21 protein-coding genes, 1 other RNA gene and 1 pseudogene are annotated in these 20,402 nt (G+C 65.2%); 10 read left to right on the top strand and 13 right to left on the bottom strand.

All coding sequences use genetic code 11. The annotated features are described in order from the left end of the window. Positions 1-126, bottom strand: a pseudogene (locus Q0996_RS17520) (AAA family ATPase); the annotation flags it as partial. Positions 127-193: 67 nt separating this feature from the next. Here Q0996_RS17520 and serB point away from each other — a divergent pair. After that, complete coding sequence (serB, locus tag Q0996_RS17515) at positions 194-1,102, top strand: phosphoserine phosphatase SerB (RefSeq protein ID WP_299622635.1); 909 nt, start codon at positions 194-196, stop codon at positions 1,100-1,102. A gap of 215 nt (positions 1,103-1,317) precedes the next feature. On the opposite strand, the gene Q0996_RS17510 is transcribed toward serB, so the two are convergent. From Q0996_RS17510 to hflK, 4 genes are all read right to left on the bottom strand, one after another. After that, entirely contained in the window at positions 1,318-2,814 is a 1,497-nt protein-coding gene (locus Q0996_RS17510; protein ID WP_299622632.1) for a DegQ family serine endoprotease, read from the bottom strand. Positions 2,815-3,136: 322 nt separating this feature from the next. Beyond that, entirely contained in the window at positions 3,137-3,322 is a 186-nt protein-coding gene (locus Q0996_RS17505) for a DUF2065 domain-containing protein (protein ID WP_299622630.1), read from the bottom strand. Between the two features lie 131 nt (positions 3,323-3,453). Next, entirely contained in the window at positions 3,454-4,347 is an 894-nt protein-coding gene (gene hflC / locus Q0996_RS17500; protein ID WP_299622627.1) for a protease modulator HflC, read from the bottom strand. Between the two features lie 11 nt (positions 4,348-4,358). After that, complete coding sequence (gene hflK, locus Q0996_RS17495) at positions 4,359-5,507, bottom strand: FtsH protease activity modulator HflK (protein ID WP_299622624.1); 1,149 nt, start codon at positions 5,505-5,507, stop codon at positions 4,359-4,361. Positions 5,508-5,696: 189 nt separating this feature from the next. On the opposite strand from hflK, the gene apbC reads away from it, so the two are divergent. Then, positions 5,697-6,860: an iron-sulfur cluster carrier protein ApbC gene (gene apbC / locus Q0996_RS17490; RefSeq protein ID WP_299622621.1), complete on the top strand. Its 1,164-nt coding sequence runs from the start codon at positions 5,697-5,699 to the stop codon at positions 6,858-6,860. A 178-nt stretch (positions 6,861-7,038) separates the two neighbouring features. Continuing rightward, a complete protein-coding gene (locus tag Q0996_RS17485) occupies positions 7,039-7,473 on the top strand; it encodes a YHS domain-containing (seleno)protein (RefSeq protein WP_322096744.1) in 435 nt (144 codons plus the stop codon). A gap of 52 nt (positions 7,474-7,525) precedes the next feature. On the opposite strand, the gene Q0996_RS17480 is transcribed toward Q0996_RS17485, so the two are convergent. The 3 genes from Q0996_RS17480 to Q0996_RS17470 form a co-directional block, all read right to left on the bottom strand. Further along, positions 7,526-7,945, bottom strand: coding sequence for an SRPBCC family protein (locus Q0996_RS17480; RefSeq protein ID WP_299622615.1), 420 nt, complete (start codon positions 7,943-7,945; stop codon positions 7,526-7,528). A gap of 97 nt (positions 7,946-8,042) precedes the next feature. After that, a complete protein-coding gene (locus Q0996_RS17475) occupies positions 8,043-8,594 on the bottom strand; it encodes a dihydrofolate reductase (protein WP_299622612.1) in 552 nt (183 codons plus the stop codon). Positions 8,595-8,624: 30 nt separating this feature from the next. Further along, positions 8,625-9,419, bottom strand: coding sequence for a thymidylate synthase (locus Q0996_RS17470; protein WP_299622609.1), 795 nt, complete (start codon positions 9,417-9,419; stop codon positions 8,625-8,627). 159 nt (positions 9,420-9,578) lie between these two features. Here Q0996_RS17470 and ssrA point away from each other — a divergent pair. Both ssrA and Q0996_RS17460 read left to right on the top strand, forming a co-directional pair. Continuing rightward, positions 9,579-9,953: a transfer-messenger RNA gene (ssrA, locus tag Q0996_RS17465) on the top strand. Between the two features lie 158 nt (positions 9,954-10,111). Next, a complete protein-coding gene (locus tag Q0996_RS17460) occupies positions 10,112-10,681 on the top strand; it encodes a ClpXP protease specificity-enhancing factor SspB (protein ID WP_322096743.1) in 570 nt (189 codons plus the stop codon). Between the two features lie 56 nt (positions 10,682-10,737). Here the strand turns inward: Q0996_RS17460 and Q0996_RS17455 are convergent, their stop codons facing one another. Next, positions 10,738-10,944 carry a hypothetical protein gene (locus tag Q0996_RS17455; RefSeq protein ID WP_299622604.1) on the bottom strand — a complete coding sequence of 69 codons (207 nt, stop codon included), beginning with the start codon at positions 10,942-10,944 and terminating at the stop codon, positions 10,738-10,740. A gap of 213 nt (positions 10,945-11,157) precedes the next feature. On the opposite strand from Q0996_RS17455, the gene Q0996_RS17450 reads away from it, so the two are divergent. After that, positions 11,158-11,787 (top strand): alpha/beta family hydrolase, encoded by a 630-nt coding sequence (locus Q0996_RS17450; RefSeq protein WP_299622602.1) that lies wholly within the window; start codon positions 11,158-11,160, stop codon positions 11,785-11,787. 223 nt (positions 11,788-12,010) lie between these two features. Here the strand turns inward: Q0996_RS17450 and Q0996_RS17445 are convergent, their stop codons facing one another. Both Q0996_RS17445 and Q0996_RS17440 read right to left on the bottom strand, forming a co-directional pair. Then, a complete protein-coding gene (locus tag Q0996_RS17445) occupies positions 12,011-12,484 on the bottom strand; it encodes a VOC family protein (protein ID WP_299622599.1) in 474 nt (157 codons plus the stop codon). A 29-nt stretch (positions 12,485-12,513) separates the two neighbouring features. Then, positions 12,514-12,996, bottom strand: a complete 483-nt coding sequence (locus Q0996_RS17440; RefSeq protein WP_299622596.1) for a VOC family protein — start codon at positions 12,994-12,996, stop codon at positions 12,514-12,516. A 141-nt stretch (positions 12,997-13,137) separates the two neighbouring features. On the opposite strand from Q0996_RS17440, the gene Q0996_RS17435 reads away from it, so the two are divergent. Together Q0996_RS17435 and Q0996_RS17430 are read left to right on the top strand one after the other, a co-directional pair. Continuing rightward, a complete protein-coding gene (locus tag Q0996_RS17435) occupies positions 13,138-13,869 on the top strand; it encodes a YafY family protein (protein ID WP_299622594.1) in 732 nt (243 codons plus the stop codon). Between the two features lie 4 nt (positions 13,870-13,873). Next, positions 13,874-14,314, top strand: coding sequence for a TfoX/Sxy family protein (locus Q0996_RS17430; RefSeq protein ID WP_299622591.1), 441 nt, complete (start codon positions 13,874-13,876; stop codon positions 14,312-14,314). Between the two features lie 123 nt (positions 14,315-14,437). Here the strand turns inward: Q0996_RS17430 and Q0996_RS17425 are convergent, their stop codons facing one another. Both Q0996_RS17425 and Q0996_RS17420 read right to left on the bottom strand, forming a co-directional pair. Continuing rightward, on the bottom strand, positions 14,438-15,928 hold the full coding sequence (locus Q0996_RS17425) for a methyl-accepting chemotaxis protein (protein WP_299622588.1): 1,491 nt from the start codon (positions 15,926-15,928) through the stop codon (positions 14,438-14,440). A 405-nt stretch (positions 15,929-16,333) separates the two neighbouring features. Continuing rightward, positions 16,334-18,055: a methyl-accepting chemotaxis protein gene (locus Q0996_RS17420; RefSeq protein ID WP_299622585.1), complete on the bottom strand. Its 1,722-nt coding sequence runs from the start codon at positions 18,053-18,055 to the stop codon at positions 16,334-16,336. A 513-nt stretch (positions 18,056-18,568) separates the two neighbouring features. Here Q0996_RS17420 and fumC point away from each other — a divergent pair. Then, a complete protein-coding gene (fumC, locus tag Q0996_RS17415) occupies positions 18,569-19,969 on the top strand; it encodes a class II fumarate hydratase (protein ID WP_299622582.1) in 1,401 nt (466 codons plus the stop codon). Positions 19,970-19,984: 15 nt separating this feature from the next. Beyond that, positions 19,985-20,254: a ribbon-helix-helix domain-containing protein gene (locus Q0996_RS17410; RefSeq protein WP_299622579.1), complete on the top strand. Its 270-nt coding sequence runs from the start codon at positions 19,985-19,987 to the stop codon at positions 20,252-20,254. The last annotated feature ends 148 nt before the right edge of the window (positions 20,255-20,402 follow it).

The raw sequence follows: 20,402 nt of genomic DNA, 5'->3' as shown, positions 1-20,402 counted from the left end.
CATGGAATCGGCATTGATCACGACACCGCCCAGCGCCTGCGCCAGTTGCGCCGCCAAGCCGGATTTGCCCGAGGCGGTCGGGCCCGCGATCATCACCACGCTCTGCTGCCGCTCGCCGCCCGTCATGCCCCCTCGGATCGGTGTTCCTGGGTCCGCCTTGCAGGACAAGGCAGGGCCTCTGTATAAGCTGCCGATGCCGTACGTGCTTACCGTGATCGGGGACACGCGCTCAAGGCCGTTGACCGCGGCCTTGACGGAAGCTGTGCGTGCCGCGATCACCAGAGGCGGCGGCCTACCCGGCGAGCCGGACTGGCTGGCCGAAGGCATTGCCTGCGATATCCCCTTCGACGGCAACGAACCGACCATCATCCAGGCCCAGGTGCGCGACACGCTGGGTAATGCCCCCTTGGACTTGGCGGTCCAGCCCCCGGAGGGCCGGCGCAAACGTCTGCTGGTGGCCGACATGGAGTCGACCATCATCGCCCAGGAGATGCTCGACGAACTGGCGGTCGTCGCCGGGATCGGTCCGCAGGTGCAGGACATCACCGCGCGCGCCATGGCCGGCGAGCTGGATTTCGAGGCGGCGTTGCGCGAGCGGGTCGGCCTGCTCGCCGGGATGAACGAGAAGACCCTGGAGGCGGCGGCGGAGACCATGACCCTGACGCCCGGGGCGCGCACGCTGGTCGCCACCATGCATGCCGCGGGGGCCTACTGCGCCCTGGTTTCCGGCGGCTTCACCTGTTTTACCGAGAAGATCCGGCAGAGCTGTGGGTTCAGCGAGGACCGCGCCAACCGCCTGGAGGTCGAGGCCGGTCGCCTCACCGGACGGGTGGCCGAACCGATTCTCGGGCGGGCCGCCAAGCTCGCCGCCCTGGAGGAGCTGACCGCAAGCCTGGGCCTGACGCTGCGGGAGAGCTGTGCGGTGGGCGACGGTGCCAACGATCTGGCGATGCTGGGCGCGGCCGGCCTGGGCGTCGCCTTCCGCGGCAAGCCCAAGGTGCGCGCCGCCGCCCGCTACCGCGTCGATCACGGCGACCTGACGGCGCTGCTTTATCTCCAGGGCTACCGGCGATCGGAGTTTCGCGAGGACGAGCCGGGCTAGCTGATCTTCGACTTGCGTCGAATCGGTTCCGTCAGAACAACAAGAACTCTAGCCGGCTGTTGATAAATTCAGTTGGGTGATTGACCTCGTGCTTCGAGACGCTTCGCTCCTCAGCATGAGGTCAATCAGTTCAACATCTCACCTCACCCTGAGGAGGCCCGAAGGGCCGTCTCGAAGGGTGGCGTGCCTCCGACAGACACTTCTTCAACAGCCGGTCAGCTTTGGTCGATGCGCACGGCGACCCACTGGAAGTCGCCCTGACGGAACACCAGCAGCGTCACCACGCGGTAACCCTCGGACTTGGCCTTCTCCACCTTCTCGACCACTTCCGCCGGGGTCTGCACCTCTTCCTGGTCCACTTCGACGATGACGTCGCCGGGGCGCAGGCCCTTCTCGGCGCCTGAGCCGCCCTCTTCCACTTCGGTGATGACGACACCCTTGGTGTCCTCGTCCAGCTCGAAGCGGGCACGCAGCTCCGGTGTGATCTTGCCGAGGGCAAGACCAAGGGATTCCATCTCGTCGGGATCCACCTGCTGCGGGCTCTGGTCGGCAGGTGCGGAGGCCAGTTGCTCGGCCTGCAACTCACCGATCTCCACCTTCACCGTCTCTTCCTTGGAGCGGCGCCAGATCTTCACGTCCACCGTCGCACCGACCCCGGTCTCGGCGACCATGGCCGGCAGGCGGCGCATCTCGGTGACCGGGCGGCCGTCGAACTCCAGGATCACGTCGCCCTGCTTGATGCCGGCGGCTTCGGCCGGGCCGCCTTCGGTGACCGCCGCGACCAGGGCGCCGCGCGGCCGGTCGAGACGCAGACCCTCGGCCAGTTCGTCGGTCACGTTCTGAATGCGCACGCCCAGCCAGCCGCGACGGACCTCGCCGGAGTCGCGCAGTTGGGCGATGATGTTCTTGGCCATGGAGGACGGGGTCGCAAAGCCGATGCCCACCGAACCGCCGGAGGGCGAAAAGATCGCCGTGTTCACCCCGACCACCTGGCCGTCGAGATTGAACATCGGGCCGCCGGAGTTGCCTTTGTTGATGGCCGCGTCGGTCTGAATGAAGTTGTCGTAGCGCCCGGCGTTGATGTCGCGCTGGCGCGCCGAAACGATGCCGGCGGTCACCGTGCCGCCCAGGCCGAAGGGATTGCCGATGGCCACCACCCAGTCGCCGATCCGCGTCTGGTCGGAGTCACCCCATTCGGTCGAGGGAAGCGCGCGGTCAGCTTCCACCTTCAGGAGCGCCAGATCGGTGTCCTTGTCGCTGCCCACCACCGTCGCTTCCAGCTTGGTGCCGTCGGCGAAGACCACCTCGACCTCGTCGGCATCGGCGATGACGTGGTGGTTGGTAACGATGAAACCGCTCGGATCGATGACGAAGCCCGAGCCGAGCGAGGAGCCGCGGCGGCGCTGCTGCGGCGGGGGGGCACCTTCGCCGCGCCGTTCGAAGAACTCCTTGAAGAACTCCTCGAACTGTTCGGCCTGGCCGCCCTCGATGGTTTGCCGGGTCTGAATGTTCACCACCGTCGGCAGCAGACCCTCCACCAGATCGGCGAAGGAGTCGGGCGTCGGACGCGCCTGCACGGCGGCCGACCAAGCAAGGGCCATCAAGGCGGAGAGCAGGACCGCCACACCGAGCAACCATTGCCGGGCGGCTGCCTGGCGCACCGCTGCAAGAACCACGGCCTTGTGGCCTTGCCTTGTGGAAATTCGCGTCACTTTCGGTCTTCTCCCTCGCTTAGAGTGCCGCTCCGCCGATGATCGGAGTCCTGTCCAAAGGGATCGGGAAGGTCCGTTTGGGTTTCCGGGCCGATACCGCAACAGCGAAACACGGCTGCGGCGCGCGGCGCCGGCCCTGCTTCCTGACTATCCAATTTGGACCCATTCACAAGCCGTATTTAGGCTCTCTCAAGAAAAAGTGTAGCACCGGAAGCCTGGGATACGAAGTGGGCGAATTTATGGCGACCCTATGAATACCCTGACGTTCGCGGCGCAAATCGCCGCCCGACGCCAGGATTCCGGCGTTATCAATCCCGCAACTCTATCCCCGCAGCAGCCATACGCAAAAGACTCCCAGCCCCGCGACACAGAGCCCGCCGACGCGCAGGTTCTCCGGTGTCATCTGCTCCAGCATCTGTAGGATCTGACGCAGACGATGGGGGAAGACGGCAAGGAACAGCCCCTCGATCACCAGCACCAGAGCCAGGGCGGTCAGGAAATCGGTCATCGCCTGTCCGGACGCAGGAAACGCCGGATCGCCGGGTCGAATCCAGGTGCGATCTCAGGGGCACTCCTACGCCGGGGCGCCGCCGGGCAGGGTACCGGGCAAAGCACACGGCACCCCCTGCCCGCGCGTCATCACTGGCTCGGCGCGGCCCGGGGCAGGTCGCCGCCGATGGCATCGAAGAAGCTGAAGAACTCGCTGTCCGGCGACAGCACCATGTAGGTGCTCTCGCTATCCAGCGCTGCGCTGTAAGCCTGCATCGAGCGATAGAAATTGAAGAAATCCTGGTCCTGGCCGTAAGCGTTGTTGAGGATCTCCGTGCGCAGGCCCTCACCCTGACCGCGCAGGATTTCCGACTGACGCTTGGCCTCGGCGGCAATGACGATGGCCTCGCGGTCGGCCGCCGACCGGATACGCTCGGACTGCTCGAAGCCCTGGGCGCGGAATTCCGCGGCCTCACGCTCACGCTCCGAGCGCATGCGGTCGAACACCGACTCCCGGGTTTCGTCCGGCAGGTCACCGCGGCGGATACGCACATCGACAAGGACGATGCCGAAGCGCCGGGTCTCGTTGTCGACGCTTTGAACAATGCTCTGCAGGATGCGCGTGCGTTCCTCAGACAGAACCGACGAGAGGGTCTCGTTGCCCAGCACCTCACGCAGGCTGCCGTTGACAATGCCACCGAGGCGCTGACGCGCCACGCCCTCGGTCCGCACGGTCTGGAAGAACAGCAGCGGATCGGTGATCTTGTAGCGCGCAAAGACGTCGACGATTAGGCGCTTCTGATCCGACAACAGGATGTTTTCCGCCGGCGGGTCGAGATTGAGCACACGCTTTTCGTAGTACTGCACATCCTGGATGATCGGCAGCTTCCACGCCAGGCCTGGGTCCGAGATCACCCGCTTGGGTTCGCCGAACTGCATGACGATGGCCTGCTCACGCTCGTCGACGGTGAACAGGGTCCCGTAGGCCAGCAGACCGAGGCCGACGATCACCAAACCGATAATCAAGTTCAAATACTTGCCCATAGTCGTCCTCCTCAGCTGCCGCCGCCGACGCCGGCGGAGCGGCCGCGCAGCTCGTTCAAGGGCAGGTAGGGAATGGCGCCGGAGCCTTGGGCTCCGCCATCCATGATCACCTTGTCGGTCTCGCTAAGCACGCCCTGCAGGGTCTCCAGGTACATGCGACGGCGCGTGACATCCGGGTTCTGCTGATAGGCCCGAAAGACGGAAAGGAACCGCTCGGCCTCACCCTCGGCTTCGTTTTCGAGCTGTTCCTTGTAGGCCTCGGCTTCCTGAATGGCGCGCTGCGCCTCACCGCGGGCACGCGGCAGGATGTCGTTGCGATAGCGATCCGCTTCGTTGCGCAGGCGGTCGCGGTCCTGCTGTGCACGCAGCACGTCGTTGAAGGCATCGATGACCGCCTTGGGCGGCTGCACGTCCTGCAGCACCAATTCGGTGATCTCGATGCCCGCTTCATACTCGTTGAGTGTCGCCTGCAAGAGGCTGCGGGCCTCCGCCTCGACGGTGCCGCGCGCCTCGGTCAGGGCCGGCTGAATGTCGGTGCGGCCGATGATCTCGCGCATCGCACTCTCAGCGGCAATCTTCACCGTCGCGTCGGGATCGCGGATGTTGAAGAGATACTGGCCAGCATCGGCAATCTTCCATTGCACTGTGAAATCGATGTCGATGATGTTCTGGTCGCCGGTCAGCATCAGGCTTTCTTCTTCGACGTCGCGCCGCGCCGCGCGGGTCCGTTCGGGCCCGCCGGCACGAAAGCCGACGTCAATCTGCTGAACCGAGGTGACGCTGGGCGTCTCGACGGTTTCGATCGGCCAGGGCAGATGCCAGTTCAGACCCGGCTGGGTGGTCTGCACCCATTGCCCGAAGCGCAGCACCACGCCCTGCTCGTTGGATTGCACGCGGTAGAAGCCAGTGAACAGCCAGATTCCCAGCAGCACGATGCCGATGAAGAGATAGGCCGTCTTGCCCAGGCCGCCGCCCCCGCCCGGGATGATGCTGCGGACGCGGTCCTGACCCTTCTTGATGAAATCCTCGATGTCGGGCGGGCGCTGTCCGCCGCCGCCACCGCCGCGCCCCCAAGGGCCGCCGCCGCCGGACCCGCCGGATCCACCACCACCGCCGCCGCCCCAAGGGCCGCCGCCGCCACCTTTATTCTCCCAAGGCATAGCACATGATCCCGTTGCCTAGTTAAACTGCCTGACTTGGCTAACCTACGCCGAAAGCTCGGATTCGAGGCTGCAATCGCCGCGCGCCGGACTTATATCACGCTTGCGCTATTGTTCTATACGTGATGGCGGGACGTGACGGCGGGAGCCTCCTGCCTGCATATCGGCCGTATCGGGGAGTTTTCAAGGATGAGTGGAGTGTCCGAGGCAAGCATTTTAGCGGCCTTGAAGGGAATTGTTGAACCCAGCAGGAAGCAGGATATCGTCACTTTGGGGATGATTTCCGGTCTGGTCGTCAAAGACGGCAATGTCGGCTTCGCCATCGAGGTCGATCCCCGGGAGGGGGCGGGCCTGGAACCCCTGCGAAAAGCCGCGGAACAGGCGGTCCACGCCCTGGACGGCGTCACCTCGGTCACCGCGGTGCTGACCGCCGAACGCGCGGGCCCCGCAGGAGCGCCGGCCGGCGCCTCCACAGGCGCCGCCCCCGGCAAGGCCGCCGCGCCCCAGCGACCGGGCGCCCAGGCCGGCGGGGCACAGCAGGCCATGGTGCCTGGCGTGCGCTCAATCGTCGCGGTGGCCAGCGGCAAGGGCGGCGTCGGCAAGTCCACCACCACCACCAACCTGGCCCTTGGCCTGGCCGCGGCGGGCCTCAAGGTCGGGGTGCTCGACGCGGACATCTACGGCCCCTCCCAGCCGCGCATGCTGGGGATCAGCGGGCGCCCCTCCTCCCCGGACGGCAAGACCCTCAACCCCATGGAGAACTACGGCGTCAAATGCATGTCCATGGGCTTCCTGGTAGCCGAGGACACGCCGATGATCTGGCGCGGGCCGATGGTGCAGTCGGCGCTGCAGCAGATGCTGCGCGACGTCGACTGGGGCGAGTTGGACATCCTGATGGTCGACATGCCGCCGGGCACCGGCGACGCCCAGCTCACCATGGCCCAGCAGGTGCCGCTGACCGGCGCGGTGATCGTCTCCACCCCCCAGGACATCGCCCTGCTGGACGCGCGCAAGGGCCTCAACATGTTCCGCAAGGTCGACGTGCCGGTGCTGGGCATCGTCGAGAACATGAGCATGTTCATCTGCCCCAACTGCGGCCACGAATCCCACATCTTCGGCCACGGCGGCGCCCGGCGGGAGGCCGAGAAGCTGGGCATGGAGTTCCTCGGCGAGGTGCCGCTGGACATCGAGATCCGCGAAACCTCCGACGGCGGCCGGCCGGTCGTGGTCTCCAACCCCGATGCCGCTCATGCCCAGGCCTATGCCGCCATCGCCCGGCGCGTCTGGGACAAGGTCTCTCAGCAGATCGACGCCGGCGGCGCCCGTAAGGCCCCCCAGATCGTCATGCAATAGCCCGGACCGGGGTGGCTTCGGTCGGGGGGCTCGCAGAAACGTGAGGGAGCGTTCATTGCGGCTGGCCGGCGACGGGATATTTTCCAGACCAGGTGTGATCGAGATCTGGGCAGGGCAACGAAGGGAAAGACCCATGGCACAGTTGGAAGTCTCCCGCCGGCGGTTCGCCGGCCTCGTGATGGCCGGCGGCCTCGTCGCCGCGGGGCTTGTGGGGGCCAGGCCGGCCCTGGCCATCGACCCGGTGTTCTCCCACCGCGGCAAGGCGATCCGCGGCTATGACCCGGTGGCCTATTTCACCGAGGGCAAGCCGGTGGAGGGCAAGCCCCTCTTCACCCATGTCTACGAGGGGGCGACCTGGCAGTTCGCCTCGGCGGAGAACCGCGATGCCTTCGCCGCCGACCCGGAACGCTACGCACCCCAGTACGGCGGCTACTGCGCCTGGGCGGTCTCCCAGGGCTATACCGCCTCCATCGATCCCGATGCCTGGAAGATCGAGGACGGCAAGCTCTATCTGAACTATTCGCAGTCGGTGCAGCGGCGCTGGGCCCGCGATATCCCCGGAAACATCGCCAAGGCCGACCGCAACTGGCCCGACCTGAAGGCCGGCGGCTGAGTCACCACCAGATGTTTGCAGGCCAAAGGGGTCCGGCGAGCGGTCGGCCCCTTCAGCCGCCGAACATGCGCTTCAGGTTCTCAAAGCCCGCTTCATAGATCTGGCTGATCTGCTCGACGGCGGCGTTCTCGGTGACGCCGGAGGCGTCGAACTCGCTGGACCACTCGACGTTGCAGCCACCGCTGTCCGCCTCGCGCACCCGCAAGGTCGCCTTGTAGTTGGCGACCGGCAGCGGACTGGAGAGGATCGAATAGGTGTAGAGCCGCTCCTTATCGTCGATCTGTTCCAGCTTCTCCTCGATCGTGCCGCCCCCCATCAGCGAAAGGGTCCTGACCGTGGTGCCGCCGTCCTTCTTGCTTTCGCTCTTTTGAACCGCCGGGTGCCACTCCGGCAGGCCGTTGAAGTTGCCGATCACCGACCAGACCGCCTGGGCCGGCACCGGAAGTTCCGTTGTGGAGCTGACCTTTGCCATGAGCCTGGCACCTCCCCTTCTTTCAATGTTGGGAACAGCAGTGTAGAGCCTTATGGCCCGGGTTTGAACCTTTGCCGCGGAACGATGTCCGGGCCGATCACCCGGGCTGCGTCGATGGGGTGGGCCGCACCCGTTCCAGAATCACGAAACTGAAGCCCGGCTGGCCCTCGCCCGGCGAGGGCTGGGGGTCGCGCGAGACCTCGCGCCATTCCGCGGGATCGAGTTCGGAAAAGAAGGTGTCCCCTTCCAGAACCGCATGGACCTCGGTGAGATAGATGCGCTCGGCCAGGGGCAGGGCCTGGGCGTAGATCTGGCCGCCGCCGATCACCATGATCTCGCGCCGGGGCCCCTCCCCGGGCATAGCCGCCACCAACGTCTCTGCCCGGACCAGCGCGGCCGCCAGATCGGCGAAAACCTCTACACCCTCAGGCCGAAAGCCGGGGTCGCGGCTGATCGCCAGATTGGGCCGGCCCGGCAGGGGCTTGCCGATGGACTGATAGGTCTTACGCCCCATGACCAGCGGCTTGCCCATGGTCTGCGCCTTGAAGAACTTGAGGTCGCCGGAGAGGTGCCAGGGCAGGCCCCCGGCACGGCCGATCACCCCGTTCTCGGCACGGGCCAGAATGAGGGCGACGGGAACGTCAGCCATGGAACGCGGCTTCGATCACCTGCACCGGAATCAAACGGCCACGGGGGCGGCGATGTGGGGGTGCGCCTCGTAGCCGACCAGCTCGAAGTCCTCGAAGCGGAAGGCGAAGAGATCGCGCACCGCAGGATTGATCTTCATCCGCGGCGGGGCCAGGGGGGCGCGCTGAAGCTGCAGATCGGCCTGCTGCTGGTGGTTCACGTAGAGGTGGGCATCGCCCATGGTATGCACGAAGTCACCGGGCTCCAGGTCGCTGACCTGCGCCACCATCAGGGTCAGCAGCGCATAGGAGGCGATGTTGAACGGCACGCCCAGGAAGATGTCGGCGCTGCGCTGGTAGAGCTGGCAGGACAGCCGCCCCTCGGCCACGTAGAACTGGAAGAGGCAGTGGCAGGGCGGCAGCGCCATCTTGTCGATCTCCGCTACGTTCCAGGCCGAGACCACAAGGCGGCGGGAGTTGGGGTTGCTCTTGAGCTGCTCGAGGATCTGACGGATCTGGTCGATGTGGCGCCCGTCCGGCGCCGGCCAGGAGCGCCACTGCGCGCCATAGACCGGCCCCAGGTCGCCGTTCTCGTCGGCCCATTCGTCCCAGATGCGCACCCCGTTGGCTTTCAGATAGGCGATGTTGGTGTCGCCCTTCAGGAACCACAGGAGCTCGTGGACGATGGACTTCACGTGCAGCTTCTTGGTGGTCAGCAGGGGAAAGCCGGCAGAGAGATCGAAGCGCATCTGATGGCCGAAGACGCTCTGGGTCCCGGTACCGGTGCGGTCGCCCTTGTAGCACCCGTCTTCACGCACCCGGCGGAGGAGGTCGAGGTATTGCTGCACCGCTGATCCGTTCCCTTGGCCCGTTGAGGTTTCGGCGGCCGGCCAAGCCCATGGATGGCCGGCCGGAGTCGCCTTGGCATTGTAGCGCTTTTGCCGCCGCCGGGGCAGAGGCCGCAGGCGGTTAAGCGAAGGTTAAGGCCCCTGCCCCGAGCGTTCGGGGTTCTTCCAACTCACCAGGAAAAGCCCTATATTGATTATGCCGGTTCACCGGCTATGGCGCTAAACAGGCCCGTGGAATAAGCGCGACGGACCCGGGGGCAGTACCCGGCGCCTCCACCATTTCCTTGCAGTTCACCGCACAGACCGGGTGCACCAGGGAGTCTTTGGGGGCGAAATAGGATCGACGTGCGTGGTAAAGATGGGTTTGGTTCCCGGCATGGTACCGCCGTTATCGGGCCATACTATAGTTGCGAACGACAACTACAGTGAGGCACGCCTCGCCGCTTAATGCGGTCGGGTAAGCCGACTTAAGCCCTAGGCCTTCACACGCCTAGGCGGGGTTCGGGGCGCACCTGGCAACAGAAGCGCCCCACCGGGGCGCGACCGACGATGGGAACGCCCCACCGGGGCGCGACCGGCGATGGGAACGCCCCACCTATGCCGAGGGGTCTTGGCGGCGCGACAGGCCGGCGGGACAAACAACGATAATCGGCAAGGCTGCGTGCAGGGTGCGCAAGAGCGTGGTGGAGGCTATGGCGAAGCAGGAATTGCGATACGACCGTATGGTTGAGGATGCTCTGCGCAGCGTGGTGCGGCGGGCACTGGTCTATGTTGCGGAGAAGGGCCTTCCAGGGAACCACCACTTCTACATCACCTTTCGCACCGACCACAGCGGGGTCGACATTCCCTCGGCCCTAAAGGAGCGCTACCCCGGCGAGATGACCATCGTCCTGCAGCATCAGTTCTGGGGCCTGGAAGTCTCCGACCACAATTTCTCGGTCACCCTCAGCTTCGCCGACGTGCCGCACCGGCTGGTGATTCCCTTCGCCGCGGTGACGGCCTTTGCCGACCCTTCCGTGCGCTTCGGCCTGCAGTTCGACGTCGAGCCGGTCAACAGCGGCAAGGCACCGGCCGAAGCCGACGACCAGACCGCGGTGCTGGAGAACGCCCGGCCCGACCTCGCCACCCCCAAGCCGCCGGTGAAGGACACCGAGACGGCCCCGGCCAAAACCGCCAAGGCGGGCGATCAGGAAAACGAGAAAACCGACGAGGGCGAGCGCGAGGAAAAGGTCGTGACCCTCGACGCGTTCCGGAAGAAATAGATCGGACGTCAGGCCGACCGGCAGCCCCTATTTCTCAGACGAACTTTGTTGACTGGCTAGGAGCGGGGGCGTTTGCCCATGCTCGCCGGATCCCAGCGGCGGTGCTGCTTCTTCGACGGGCTGGTGCCGAGCTTCTCGGCCACCGAGGGACGACGCATCAGGCCGACGAACTCCTCGAAGCGGCGCTTCAGTTCGCGGCGTTCCTCAAGGCTCATCTCCTCTTCGGGAATCTGGCTGAGGTCGCGATGGCGAATGTCATCCATGGGCCTGCTCCTGTGGTGTCTCAATCGCCCTGGACCGGCTTGATTTCGCGGCCGGGGCGGACAAGGCTCGGAAGCCCTCCTATCATCCCGGGGCTTGGTTAAGAGAGCGTTAGAATTTCCCTGCTTTGCGATGAAAGACCGCCCAGACCCATGTCAGACCCATGGCAGACCCATGGCAGACCGATGACCGAAAGCCCCAGTCCACCTCAGTTTATGCCTGACAGTCCACCTGATTTCCTGACCGACGGCCCGGCCGCCGCGCCCCTCACCTTCGCCTTCGCCCATGGCGCCGGCGCCCCCATGGACACCCCCTTCATGACGGCCTTTGCCGAGGCCCTGGGCGAACGCGGCTGGCGGGTCGTCCGCTTCGAGTTTCCCTACATGGCCAAACGCCGCCTCGACGGCAAAAGGCGCCCGCCGGACCGCGCTCCAAGACTGCTGGCCTGCTGGCAGGCCGTGATCGCGGCGCTTGGCCCGGAGCGCCTGGTGATCGGCGGCAAGTCCATGGGCGGCCGCATGGCGAGCCTCATTGCCGAAGAGGCCGGGGTGCGCGGGCTGGCCTGTCTGGGTTATCCCTTCCATCCCGCCGGAAAGCCGGAGCGGCTGCGCACCGCGCATCTCGCCGCGCTGACGGTCCCGACCCTGATTCTGCAGGGTACCCGCGACAGCCTCGGCAACCGCGCGGAAGTCGAAGGCTATGGCCTGCCTCCGACCATCCGCCTGCACTGGGCGGAGGACGGCGGCCACGACCTGAAGCCCCGCAAGGCCAGCGGCCGCAGCGCCGAACAAAACTGGCAGGACGCCATCGCGGCCCTCGACGGCTTCCTGCACAGCCTCGCCTGAGAGGCCGACCCGAAACGAAACCTTGTCCGCCAAAGGGTTCCCATCCACTGCCCCCTCCCCGATCGTCATTGCCGGACTTGTTCCGGCAATCCATCGCGGTCCCGGTCTCGCTCTGTCCATGGACCCTCGGGACAAGCCCGAGGGTGACGATCTGGGGAGGGATGGCGTTGGCAAATAGGCTTTCATCTCGGGTTAGGGTGCTAGAGGTTTCCGGCCCTGCCCCTTAGGCCACCAGTGAGGCATCGGCCTGGGGCGGCAGGTGGACCAATTCGAACTTCAGGCCGTCGGGGTCCTCGAAGAACAGGGCGTAGTAGCCGGGCTCGTAGTCGTAGTCGGCCGGCGGATCCAGGACCTTGATGCCCGCTTCGCGCAGCATCGCGTGGCAGCGGTCGACGGTTTCCCGGCTGTCGGCGTTGAATGCGAAGTGGTGGAAGCCCGGCGCATAGCGCTCTATGGGTCGCTCGGCATGTTCCGGCTTGGCCTGCCAGAGGTTCACCGCACAGCCGCTCGCCGAGAGCCAGACCGACATCGCCGGCTCCTCGACGATGGGTTGGTAGCCCAGAAAGCGCAGCAGTGGCGCATAGAAACGCTCCGTCGAGGCCGCCAGATCGCGCACCGTAAGGCCCACATGGTTCATGGTGCCCAGGGCCGGTCCGGCAACGCTGGCGGGTTCGGCGGTCATGGTTTCGCTCTTCATATCCTGAAATCTCCTCTCGTAGGATGTGATCAACCCAGGGCCGGCTCGGCCAGGACCAGGGGGTCGGGCTCCCGGCGCCGGCGGCGTGGCGTCCCTCCTTCGGCCCTGAACTGCTCGGCATAGTCCGCCGTCGGCTCGGTCATGGTGTAGAAGTCCAGCATGATCCCGTTGGGGTCCTGGATGGCGAAATGCCGCTGTCCCCAGGGTTCGTCCCTGAGGCTCACCTCGATCTCAAAGCCGCGGCGCAGCAGGTCGTCGTGCACGCTGTCCACGGCGTCGACCTCCAGCCCGAAAAACAGTCCCTTGCCGGAGAAGCGGGAGCGGAACAGCGGGTGCTGGCTGGCCTGCTCCGGGCGCATGAAGGCCAACTGCAGCACCGGATTGGCCGGCCAGACCAGATGGACGTACCACTCCCCCTCGAAGGCATAGGTGAATTGAAGCGCACGATAGAAAGTCTTCGTCTCAGAAAAATGATCGGTTGTGACAATGGGGTGCAGGCTGCTCATCCTCATGACGGCGGGTCTCCGTGGCGGGGGGATCTGTTTTCGGGGTTTGTTTTCGGGGTTTGTTCCAGGCCGCAAGATGTAGCAAATCCCTCCTGACAACATGCTGTCAGCATGCTTTTGTTATGGTCTCTGTCAGGAGGAGACAGGATGCGCCGAGCCGATCGTTTGTTTCAGATTGTCCAGGAACTGCGCCGCCACAAGCTGGTGACCGCGCGGCGCCTGGCCGACACCCTGGAGGTGTCGGAGAGAACCATCTACCGGGATATCCGCGACCTGGCGGCCTCCGGCGTGCCCATCGAGGGCGAGGCCGGGGTCGGCTACGTGCTACAGCGCGGCTTCGACCTGCCGCCGCTGATGTTCACCGAAGAGGAGATCGAGGCCCTGGTCCTGGGCGCGCGGATCATCGAGTCCTGGGCCGACCCGGCCCTGGCCAAGGCGGCCGCCGACGTGGTCGCCAAGGTTCAGGCGGTGTTGCCGGAAAGCCTGCGTGACCAGGTGGAGCGCACGCCGCTGGCCGCCCCGGCCGACCACAGCGCCGCGCCCATGAGCGTCGATGCCGCCGCCATCCGGGCGGCACTGCGCAACCGGCGCAAGCTGCACTTCCACTACCGCAACGCCGAAGGGCGGGCCAGCGAGCGTGCCGTGCGGCCGCTGGCGCTGGCCTTCTACGGGCCGGTCTGGCTGCTCATCGCCTGGTGCGAGCTGCGCGGCGACTTCCGTGCCTTCCGCCTCGACCGCATGCACGAGATGACGGTGCTGGAGGAGCGCTTCGCCGAGGAGCGCGGCAAGACCCTGCACGACTTTGTGATCGCCGACCGGGCCCGCCAGCGCGACCGGAGCATGACCCCCTGCCCGCCGCGGATCGGCGTCGGCAGCTAGGCCATTGTCCCGGACTTCGGCAAAGTCGAAAGACGCCTCGTCGGTGCCGGGGCGGCATCCCTACGTCGACCGTTGTCTTGGGTTGCTGGCACCGCTAGGGCCGGTGACGCCACGGCGCATGTTCGGCGGCTGGGGCTTCTATCTCGACGGCGTGATGTTCGCCCTCATCGCCTATGACCAGCTCTACCTGAAGGTCGACGCGGAGTCGGTGGACCGCTTCGCCGCGGCCGGCAGCGAGCCCTTCGTCTACGAGGGCAAGACAAAGCCCGTCACCATGTCCTACTGGCGGCCTCCTGAGGCGGCCATGGCGGCGCCGGAGAGCTTGTTGCCCTGGGCCGAGCTGGCGGTGGCTGCCGCCGGACGGGCCGCCGCCAAGAAGCCGAAGCGCCGCAAGGCGAGCCCCCGCCACCGGCACAAGGCAGCCCCCAAGGCGGGAAGTCCTTGAGACGGGCGAAGGCCATAAGAAGAGGGCCAGGTGCATGCACCTGGCCCTGCCTTTCGGGTGAGTCTCTGTTGAGGGGCCGCCCCCGCCTCTTGGGGGATCCGGCCCGCTCTTCAGCGCCTTCCGTCAGGATGCTTCCATGGTCTTCACGAACTCAGAGACGTGGCCTTCCAACTGCTCGGCCTGGCCGGAGAGCTCGGAGGCGGCCTGCAGCACGTCCTTGGACATCCGCTCGGTTTCGTTCGAAGCCTGGGAGACCGCGGAGATGTTCTGATTGACCTCCTGGGTCGCGGCGCCCTGCTCCTCCACCGCCGAGGCGATGGCGGTGGTGACGGAGCTGATCTCCTCGATGGTCTTGGTGATCTCGGTGATCCCCGAAACCGCCGAACCGGTGGAATTCTGAATGTCGCCGATCTGCTGGGCGATCTGCTCGGTCGCCTTGGCGGTCTGATTGGCCAGGGCCTTGACCTCGCTGGCCACCACCGCGAAGCCCTTGCCCGCCTCGCCGGCGCGCGCCGCCTCGATGGTGGCGTTGAGGGCCAGCAGGTTGGTCTGCTCGGCGATGTCCTGGATCATGTTGACCACGGTGCCGATGCTCTCGGCCGAAGACGCCAGGCCGTTGATCATGGTCGTCGCCTCCTGCGCCGACTTGACGGCCGATTGGGCGATCTCGGTCGAATGCGTGATCTGGCGGGAGATCTCGGAAATCGAGCTGCTCAGTTCCTCCGATGCGGAGGCCACGGTCGAGGTCCGGGTGGAGGTCTCGTCGGCGGTGGCGGTCAGCGAATTGGCCGAAGACTGCATCTCCGCCGAGGCCGCAGAGACCGCCGAAACCACGGAGGAGACGTTGTCCGCCAGGCGCACGTTCTGGGTGACCACCGACCAGCAGATCATCGGCGCGATGTAGTCGCCGTTTTCGTCCATGATGGCTGCCACCTGCAGGTCGAGCTTCTCGTCACCCAACTGGATGATCGCCCGGTGCGGCAGGTTGCGCGGATCGGCCAGGATGCCCCGCTGGTAGGAGGGGTTCTTGTGGAAGACATCGATGCACGTGCCCTGCAGCTCTTCCGGCGGTACCGGAAGCAGGCTGCGCAGCGGCTGCAGCGTGTCGATGCTGGTCTTGTTGATGTAGGTGATTTCCAGCGTCTCTTTGTCCGCCAGCATAACGTTGATGGGCATCTCGTCGAGCATGCGCATCAGCTTTTCGGTTTCCCGCTCCTGCTTGAGCTGTTGGGTCACGACGCTCCAGGTCAGCATGGGACCGACATAGTTGCCCCGCTCGTCGTGGAGCGCGGTCACCAGAAGATCCAGCCACTCGCCGCCGACCGAGATCTTGGTGGCGAAGGGCAGGTTCTTGGGGTCGGACAGCAGCTTGCGCTGGTGCGCCGGGTTCTTGTGGAAGATATCGATCGATTGCCCGACGATCTGATCCGCGGGAACCGGAAGCGCGTGCTCAATGCCCTTCAAGGCCTCGAGAGACGAGGAGTTCGCGTAGGTAATCGTGAAGTTGTCGAGGTCGCAGAGCATCACGCTGACGGGCATATTGTCGACCATCTGCTTGTGAATGCTGCTGCCGGAGGCCCCGGCGGCGGCCCCCTTCATCCATTTCATTGCCATAACTCACCCATTGCTTCTTTGTTCGACGGCATTGGTGGAACGCTGTTGAGACCAGTAGACCGCAATAGGGTAAGATTTCCGTTAATTCCAATCGATTAACGTAATTGATATGATGACAACATCTACGCGAAATGAGGGAAAAAGATTAAGAGAATTTTCCTTATTGAGTGTATTTCTGAGAAAAATTCAACCTTAAATATGACTGGCTAGCGCCTTCTATACATTAACGTTTTGCGCTTTTGAAGACAGAGAGCAGACGACAGAGCAACTTATAGGAACGTGCTTCTAATTTGTGAGTTTATCGCGAATTTTGTCCTAGAAATCGCCTTAAAATTGAAAGCAAAAAGCCATGTCTCAACACGGCCTTTTGCACGTTTCCGCTATGGTTTTAAACGCGTTTAGATTTCAACCCTTGCGCAGGCCGGCGACGAATTGGCCGACCTCGCTGCGCATCTTTTCGGCCTGCTTGGAGAGCTCGCCGGCGGCGTCCAGCACTTCGGCGGCCGAGGCGCCGGACTGGTCGGCGGCCTGCCGCACCGCGTTCACCGAGGTGGTCACCTGCTGGGTGCCGGCCGCGGCCTGCTGAACGTTGCGGGCGATCTCCTGGGTGGAAGCGTTCTGTTCCTCCACGGCAGCGGCGATGCCGTTGGCATTCTCGCTGATCTGATTGATCACCCCGACGATGCCTTCAATGGAAGTCACCGCGCCGCCGGTGGCGGCCTGCATGCCCTCGACCTGCTGGCCGATGTCCTCGGTCGCCTTGGCGGTCTGGTTGGCCAGGGACTTCACCTCGTTGGCCACCACGGCAAAGCCCTTGCCCGCCTCACCGGCACGCGCCGCCTCGATGGTGGCGTTGAGGGCCAGCAGGTTGGTCTGCTCGGCAATGTCCTGGATCAGGTTGACGACGTGACCCACCTTCTGGGCGGCCTCGGCCAGTTCGTTCACTGAGCGGCTGGCCACGTCAGCCTCGTCCACCGCCTTCTGCGTGACCTGGTTGGTCTCGGCGATCTGGCGGGTGATCTCGGAAATCGAGGCTGAGAGCTCCTCGGAAGCGGAGGCCACGGTCTGCACGTTGGTCGAGGCCTCTTCCGAAGCGCTGGCGACGCTGGCAGATTCCGTGGTGGTCTCCTCAGCCGTCGCCGACATGGTCTGCGCGGTGGCCTGCAGTTCGGTGGCCGCCGAAGACACCGTGTCGACGACACCGCCGACGGCTGTCTCGAAGTTGTCTGCCAGTTCCTTCATCTGCTGACGCTTTTCCTGCTCCCGACGCGCTTGATCCTGGACCTGCTGTTCCTCCAGGCGCTTCAGCTCCTCGGTCTTCTGCCTGAAGGTCTGAAAGGCCTTGGCCACCTGGCCGATCTCGTCGCGGCTGCGCACGTCCACCTGGGCGCTGGTGTCGCCCTCGGCCAGGCGGTCGAGGGCGCCGGCCACCTCGCCCAGCGGCCGCGCCACGGCAGCCCGGGTGAACCAGACCGCGATGCCGAAGCCGATCAGGGTGGCGCCGATGGAAACGATGATCATCTGCCAGATGGCCGCCTTCTCGTGTGCCTCGACGGTTTGCATGGCGGTCAGCGTGAAGGTCTCGATCTCCACCAGGAGCGCCTCCAATTCGTGGGTGAGCTGATCTTCCTCGGCTTCGATGGTGTGGATCAAATCCGTCGCTTCGGACCGGCGTCCGGCATCGGTCAGCTCGAAAATCTCCACGGCGTGCTCGTGGTAGGTGTGGTGCTCGTGCTCGATCTTGGTCAGGGCCTCCAGCACATGGGCGTATTCGACGCGCTCCGCCTCGGTGCGCGCATGGCCCAGGGCCTCCTCGGCCATGTGTTCGCCTTCCTTGATCTCCGCATCCACCTTCTTGGAGAGCTTCTCGAACTCCGCCTCGACCTTGTGCAGCTCCTCAAGCGAAGTGCCGGCGGAGGGCTCGCTGAGCCGTAGAATGCGCTCCAGCAGGATCGCCTGCTCCAGTTGGTGTGTGGTGATCCGGCTGATGATCGTCGTCAGCGGCATGTCGTCTTCGGCGATGGCCTCGATCTCGAGGCCGATCTTGGCCATTTGCCAGATGCCGATTGTCGCCACCAGCACCGTCGAGGCCAGGCAGACGCCGACGATTCCCAGCAACTTGTACATGACCGAGGACCCCATGCGAGATCCGAATGCGAATGCGGTGCCCTTCATCGTTTCAATCCCTAGTTCCTACCCATCGTTTGTACAACTATCGGGATTAATTCCTTACAACTCTCGCGCTATCCTCTGTTTTCATTCATCTTGGCACCGCGTGACCTGCGGCCCCCGACTGGCCCGCACGATCTTTTCACAGCAGCACTCAAGTAACTGAACTCCAACGAAAACTTTCAGAGAAGACGGCCGTCACTCAGCACGAGAGACAGCCGGCCTTGAAGCTTCGTCTAAATACTCGGTCTAAGGATTAGCAGCTCGACATGAACAGGCGCTTAATCCCCAGTAGCCAGGTCCGCCTTCACTTTAAACCCAGGGGCCAAGAGCAGGACTGGCGCATTGGAAGCGCGGGCCGCCGCCCGGCCAGGACCTTGGCTGCGCGCCCGCGGGCGCTTACACTCCCGCCGGTTTTCACCCACCCCGCCGCAACCGCCAGGTCCGCCGCGGCCACCAGGATGACCCGCCATGACCGAGACCCGCACCGAAACCGATTCCATGGGCGAGATCGCCGTGCCCGCCGACCGCTATTGGGGGGCGCAGACCCAGCGGTCGCTGACCAATTTCAAGATCGGCGGCGAGACCATGCCGCCGGCCGTGGTCACCGCCCTGGGCGTCCAGAAACTGGCGGCGGCGCGCACCAATCAGGCCCTGGGCGTGCTCGACGGCAAGCTGGCCGAGGCCATCTGCCAGGCCGCCCAGGAGGTCGCCGACGGCAAGCTGATGGACCACTTCCCGCTGGTGGTCTGGCAGACCGGCTCCGGCACCCAGTCCAACATGAACGCCAACGAGGTCATCGCCGGGCGCGCTAACGAAATCCTGAGCGGCCAGCGCGGCGGCAAGGAGCCGGTGCACCCCAACGATCACTGCAACATGGGCCAGTCGTCCAACGACACCTTTCCCACGGTGATGCACATCGCCGCCGCCCGGAAGATCATCGCCGAGACGGTCCCCGCCCTGGGCCACCTGCACGCGGCGCTGGACGCAAAGGCCAAGGCCTTCGAGGGGATCATCAAGATCGGGCGTACCCATCTGATGGACGCGACGCCGCTCACCCTGGGCCAGGAGTTCTCAGGCTACGCCACGCAGATCGCCTATGGCATCAAGCGCCTGGAGAGCGCCACCGAACGCTTGCTCCAGCTCGCCCAGGGCGGCACGGCGGTGGGCACCGGCCTCAACGCCGTGGAGGGCTTCGCCGAGGCCTTCGCCGCCGAGGTCGCCAAGATCACCCAGCTTCCCTTCGTCACCGCGGAGAACAAGTTTGAGGCCCTGGCCGCCCACGACGCGGTGGTGGAGGCCTCCGGCGCGCTGAACACCGTCGCCTGCTCGCTGATGAAGATCGCCCACGACATCCGCATGCTGGGCTCGGGCCCGCGCTGCGGCCTTGGCGAGCTGCGCCTGCCGGCCAACGAGCCCGGCTCCTCCATCATGCCGGGCAAGGTGAACCCGACCCAGGCCGAGGCCATGACCATGGTCTGCGCCCAGGTGATGGGCAACCACACCACCTGCACGGTGGCCGGGTCCAGCGGCCACTTCGAGCTCAACGTCTTCAAGCCGGTGCTGATCTATTCCCTGCTGCAGTCCGCCCAGTTGATCGGCGACGCCTGCGATTCCTTCCGCACCAACTGCGTCGAGGGGATCGAGGCCGATGAGGAGCGCATCGCCACCCTGATGCACCAGTCGCTGATGCTGGTGACGGCGCTCAACCCCCACATCGGCTATGACAATGCCGCCAAGGTGGCCAAGAAGGCCTATACCGACAACTCGACCCTGAAGGAGGCCGCCATCGAACTGGGCCTCTTGAGCGCCGAGCAGTTCGACGGCTGGGTCAAGCCGGACAACATGCTGGGGCCCCGCGCCAAGACGTAGAGGATGCCGGCGGGGATGCCGGGCCGCGGAGGGGCGATCCGCAAGCACTCGGTGAAGCTCTCAGGCCACCACACCTCCCTCTCCCTGGAGGAGGTCTATTGGGACGCCCTGAGGGAGGTCGCCCGGGAGAGAGGCCTGTCCATGACCGGCCTGATCGAGCGCATCGACCGGGAGCGCGACGGCAACCTTTCCTCGGCGGTGCGGGTCTTCCTGCTGCAGCACTACCGTAGCCGCGCGGAGGAGCGGGCCGGCAGAGGTTCGGCTTTAGAGCCTGGCCCGAAATAAAGCCCTGTCCGTCAAAGGTTTGCCGCCTGCTGGCCCTCCTAAACCGTCATTGCCGGACTTGTTCCGGCAATCCATCGTGGTCCGGGTCTCGGTCTTTCCATGGACCCCCAAAGAGGCAATGGGGGACAAGCCCGAGGGTGACGATGTG

The organism is Pelagibius sp., assembly GCF_028289705.1.
Lineage (GTDB): Bacteria > Pseudomonadota > Alphaproteobacteria > Kiloniellales > Kiloniellaceae > Pelagibius.
This window is presented reverse-complemented; position numbering and strand designations above follow the sequence as displayed.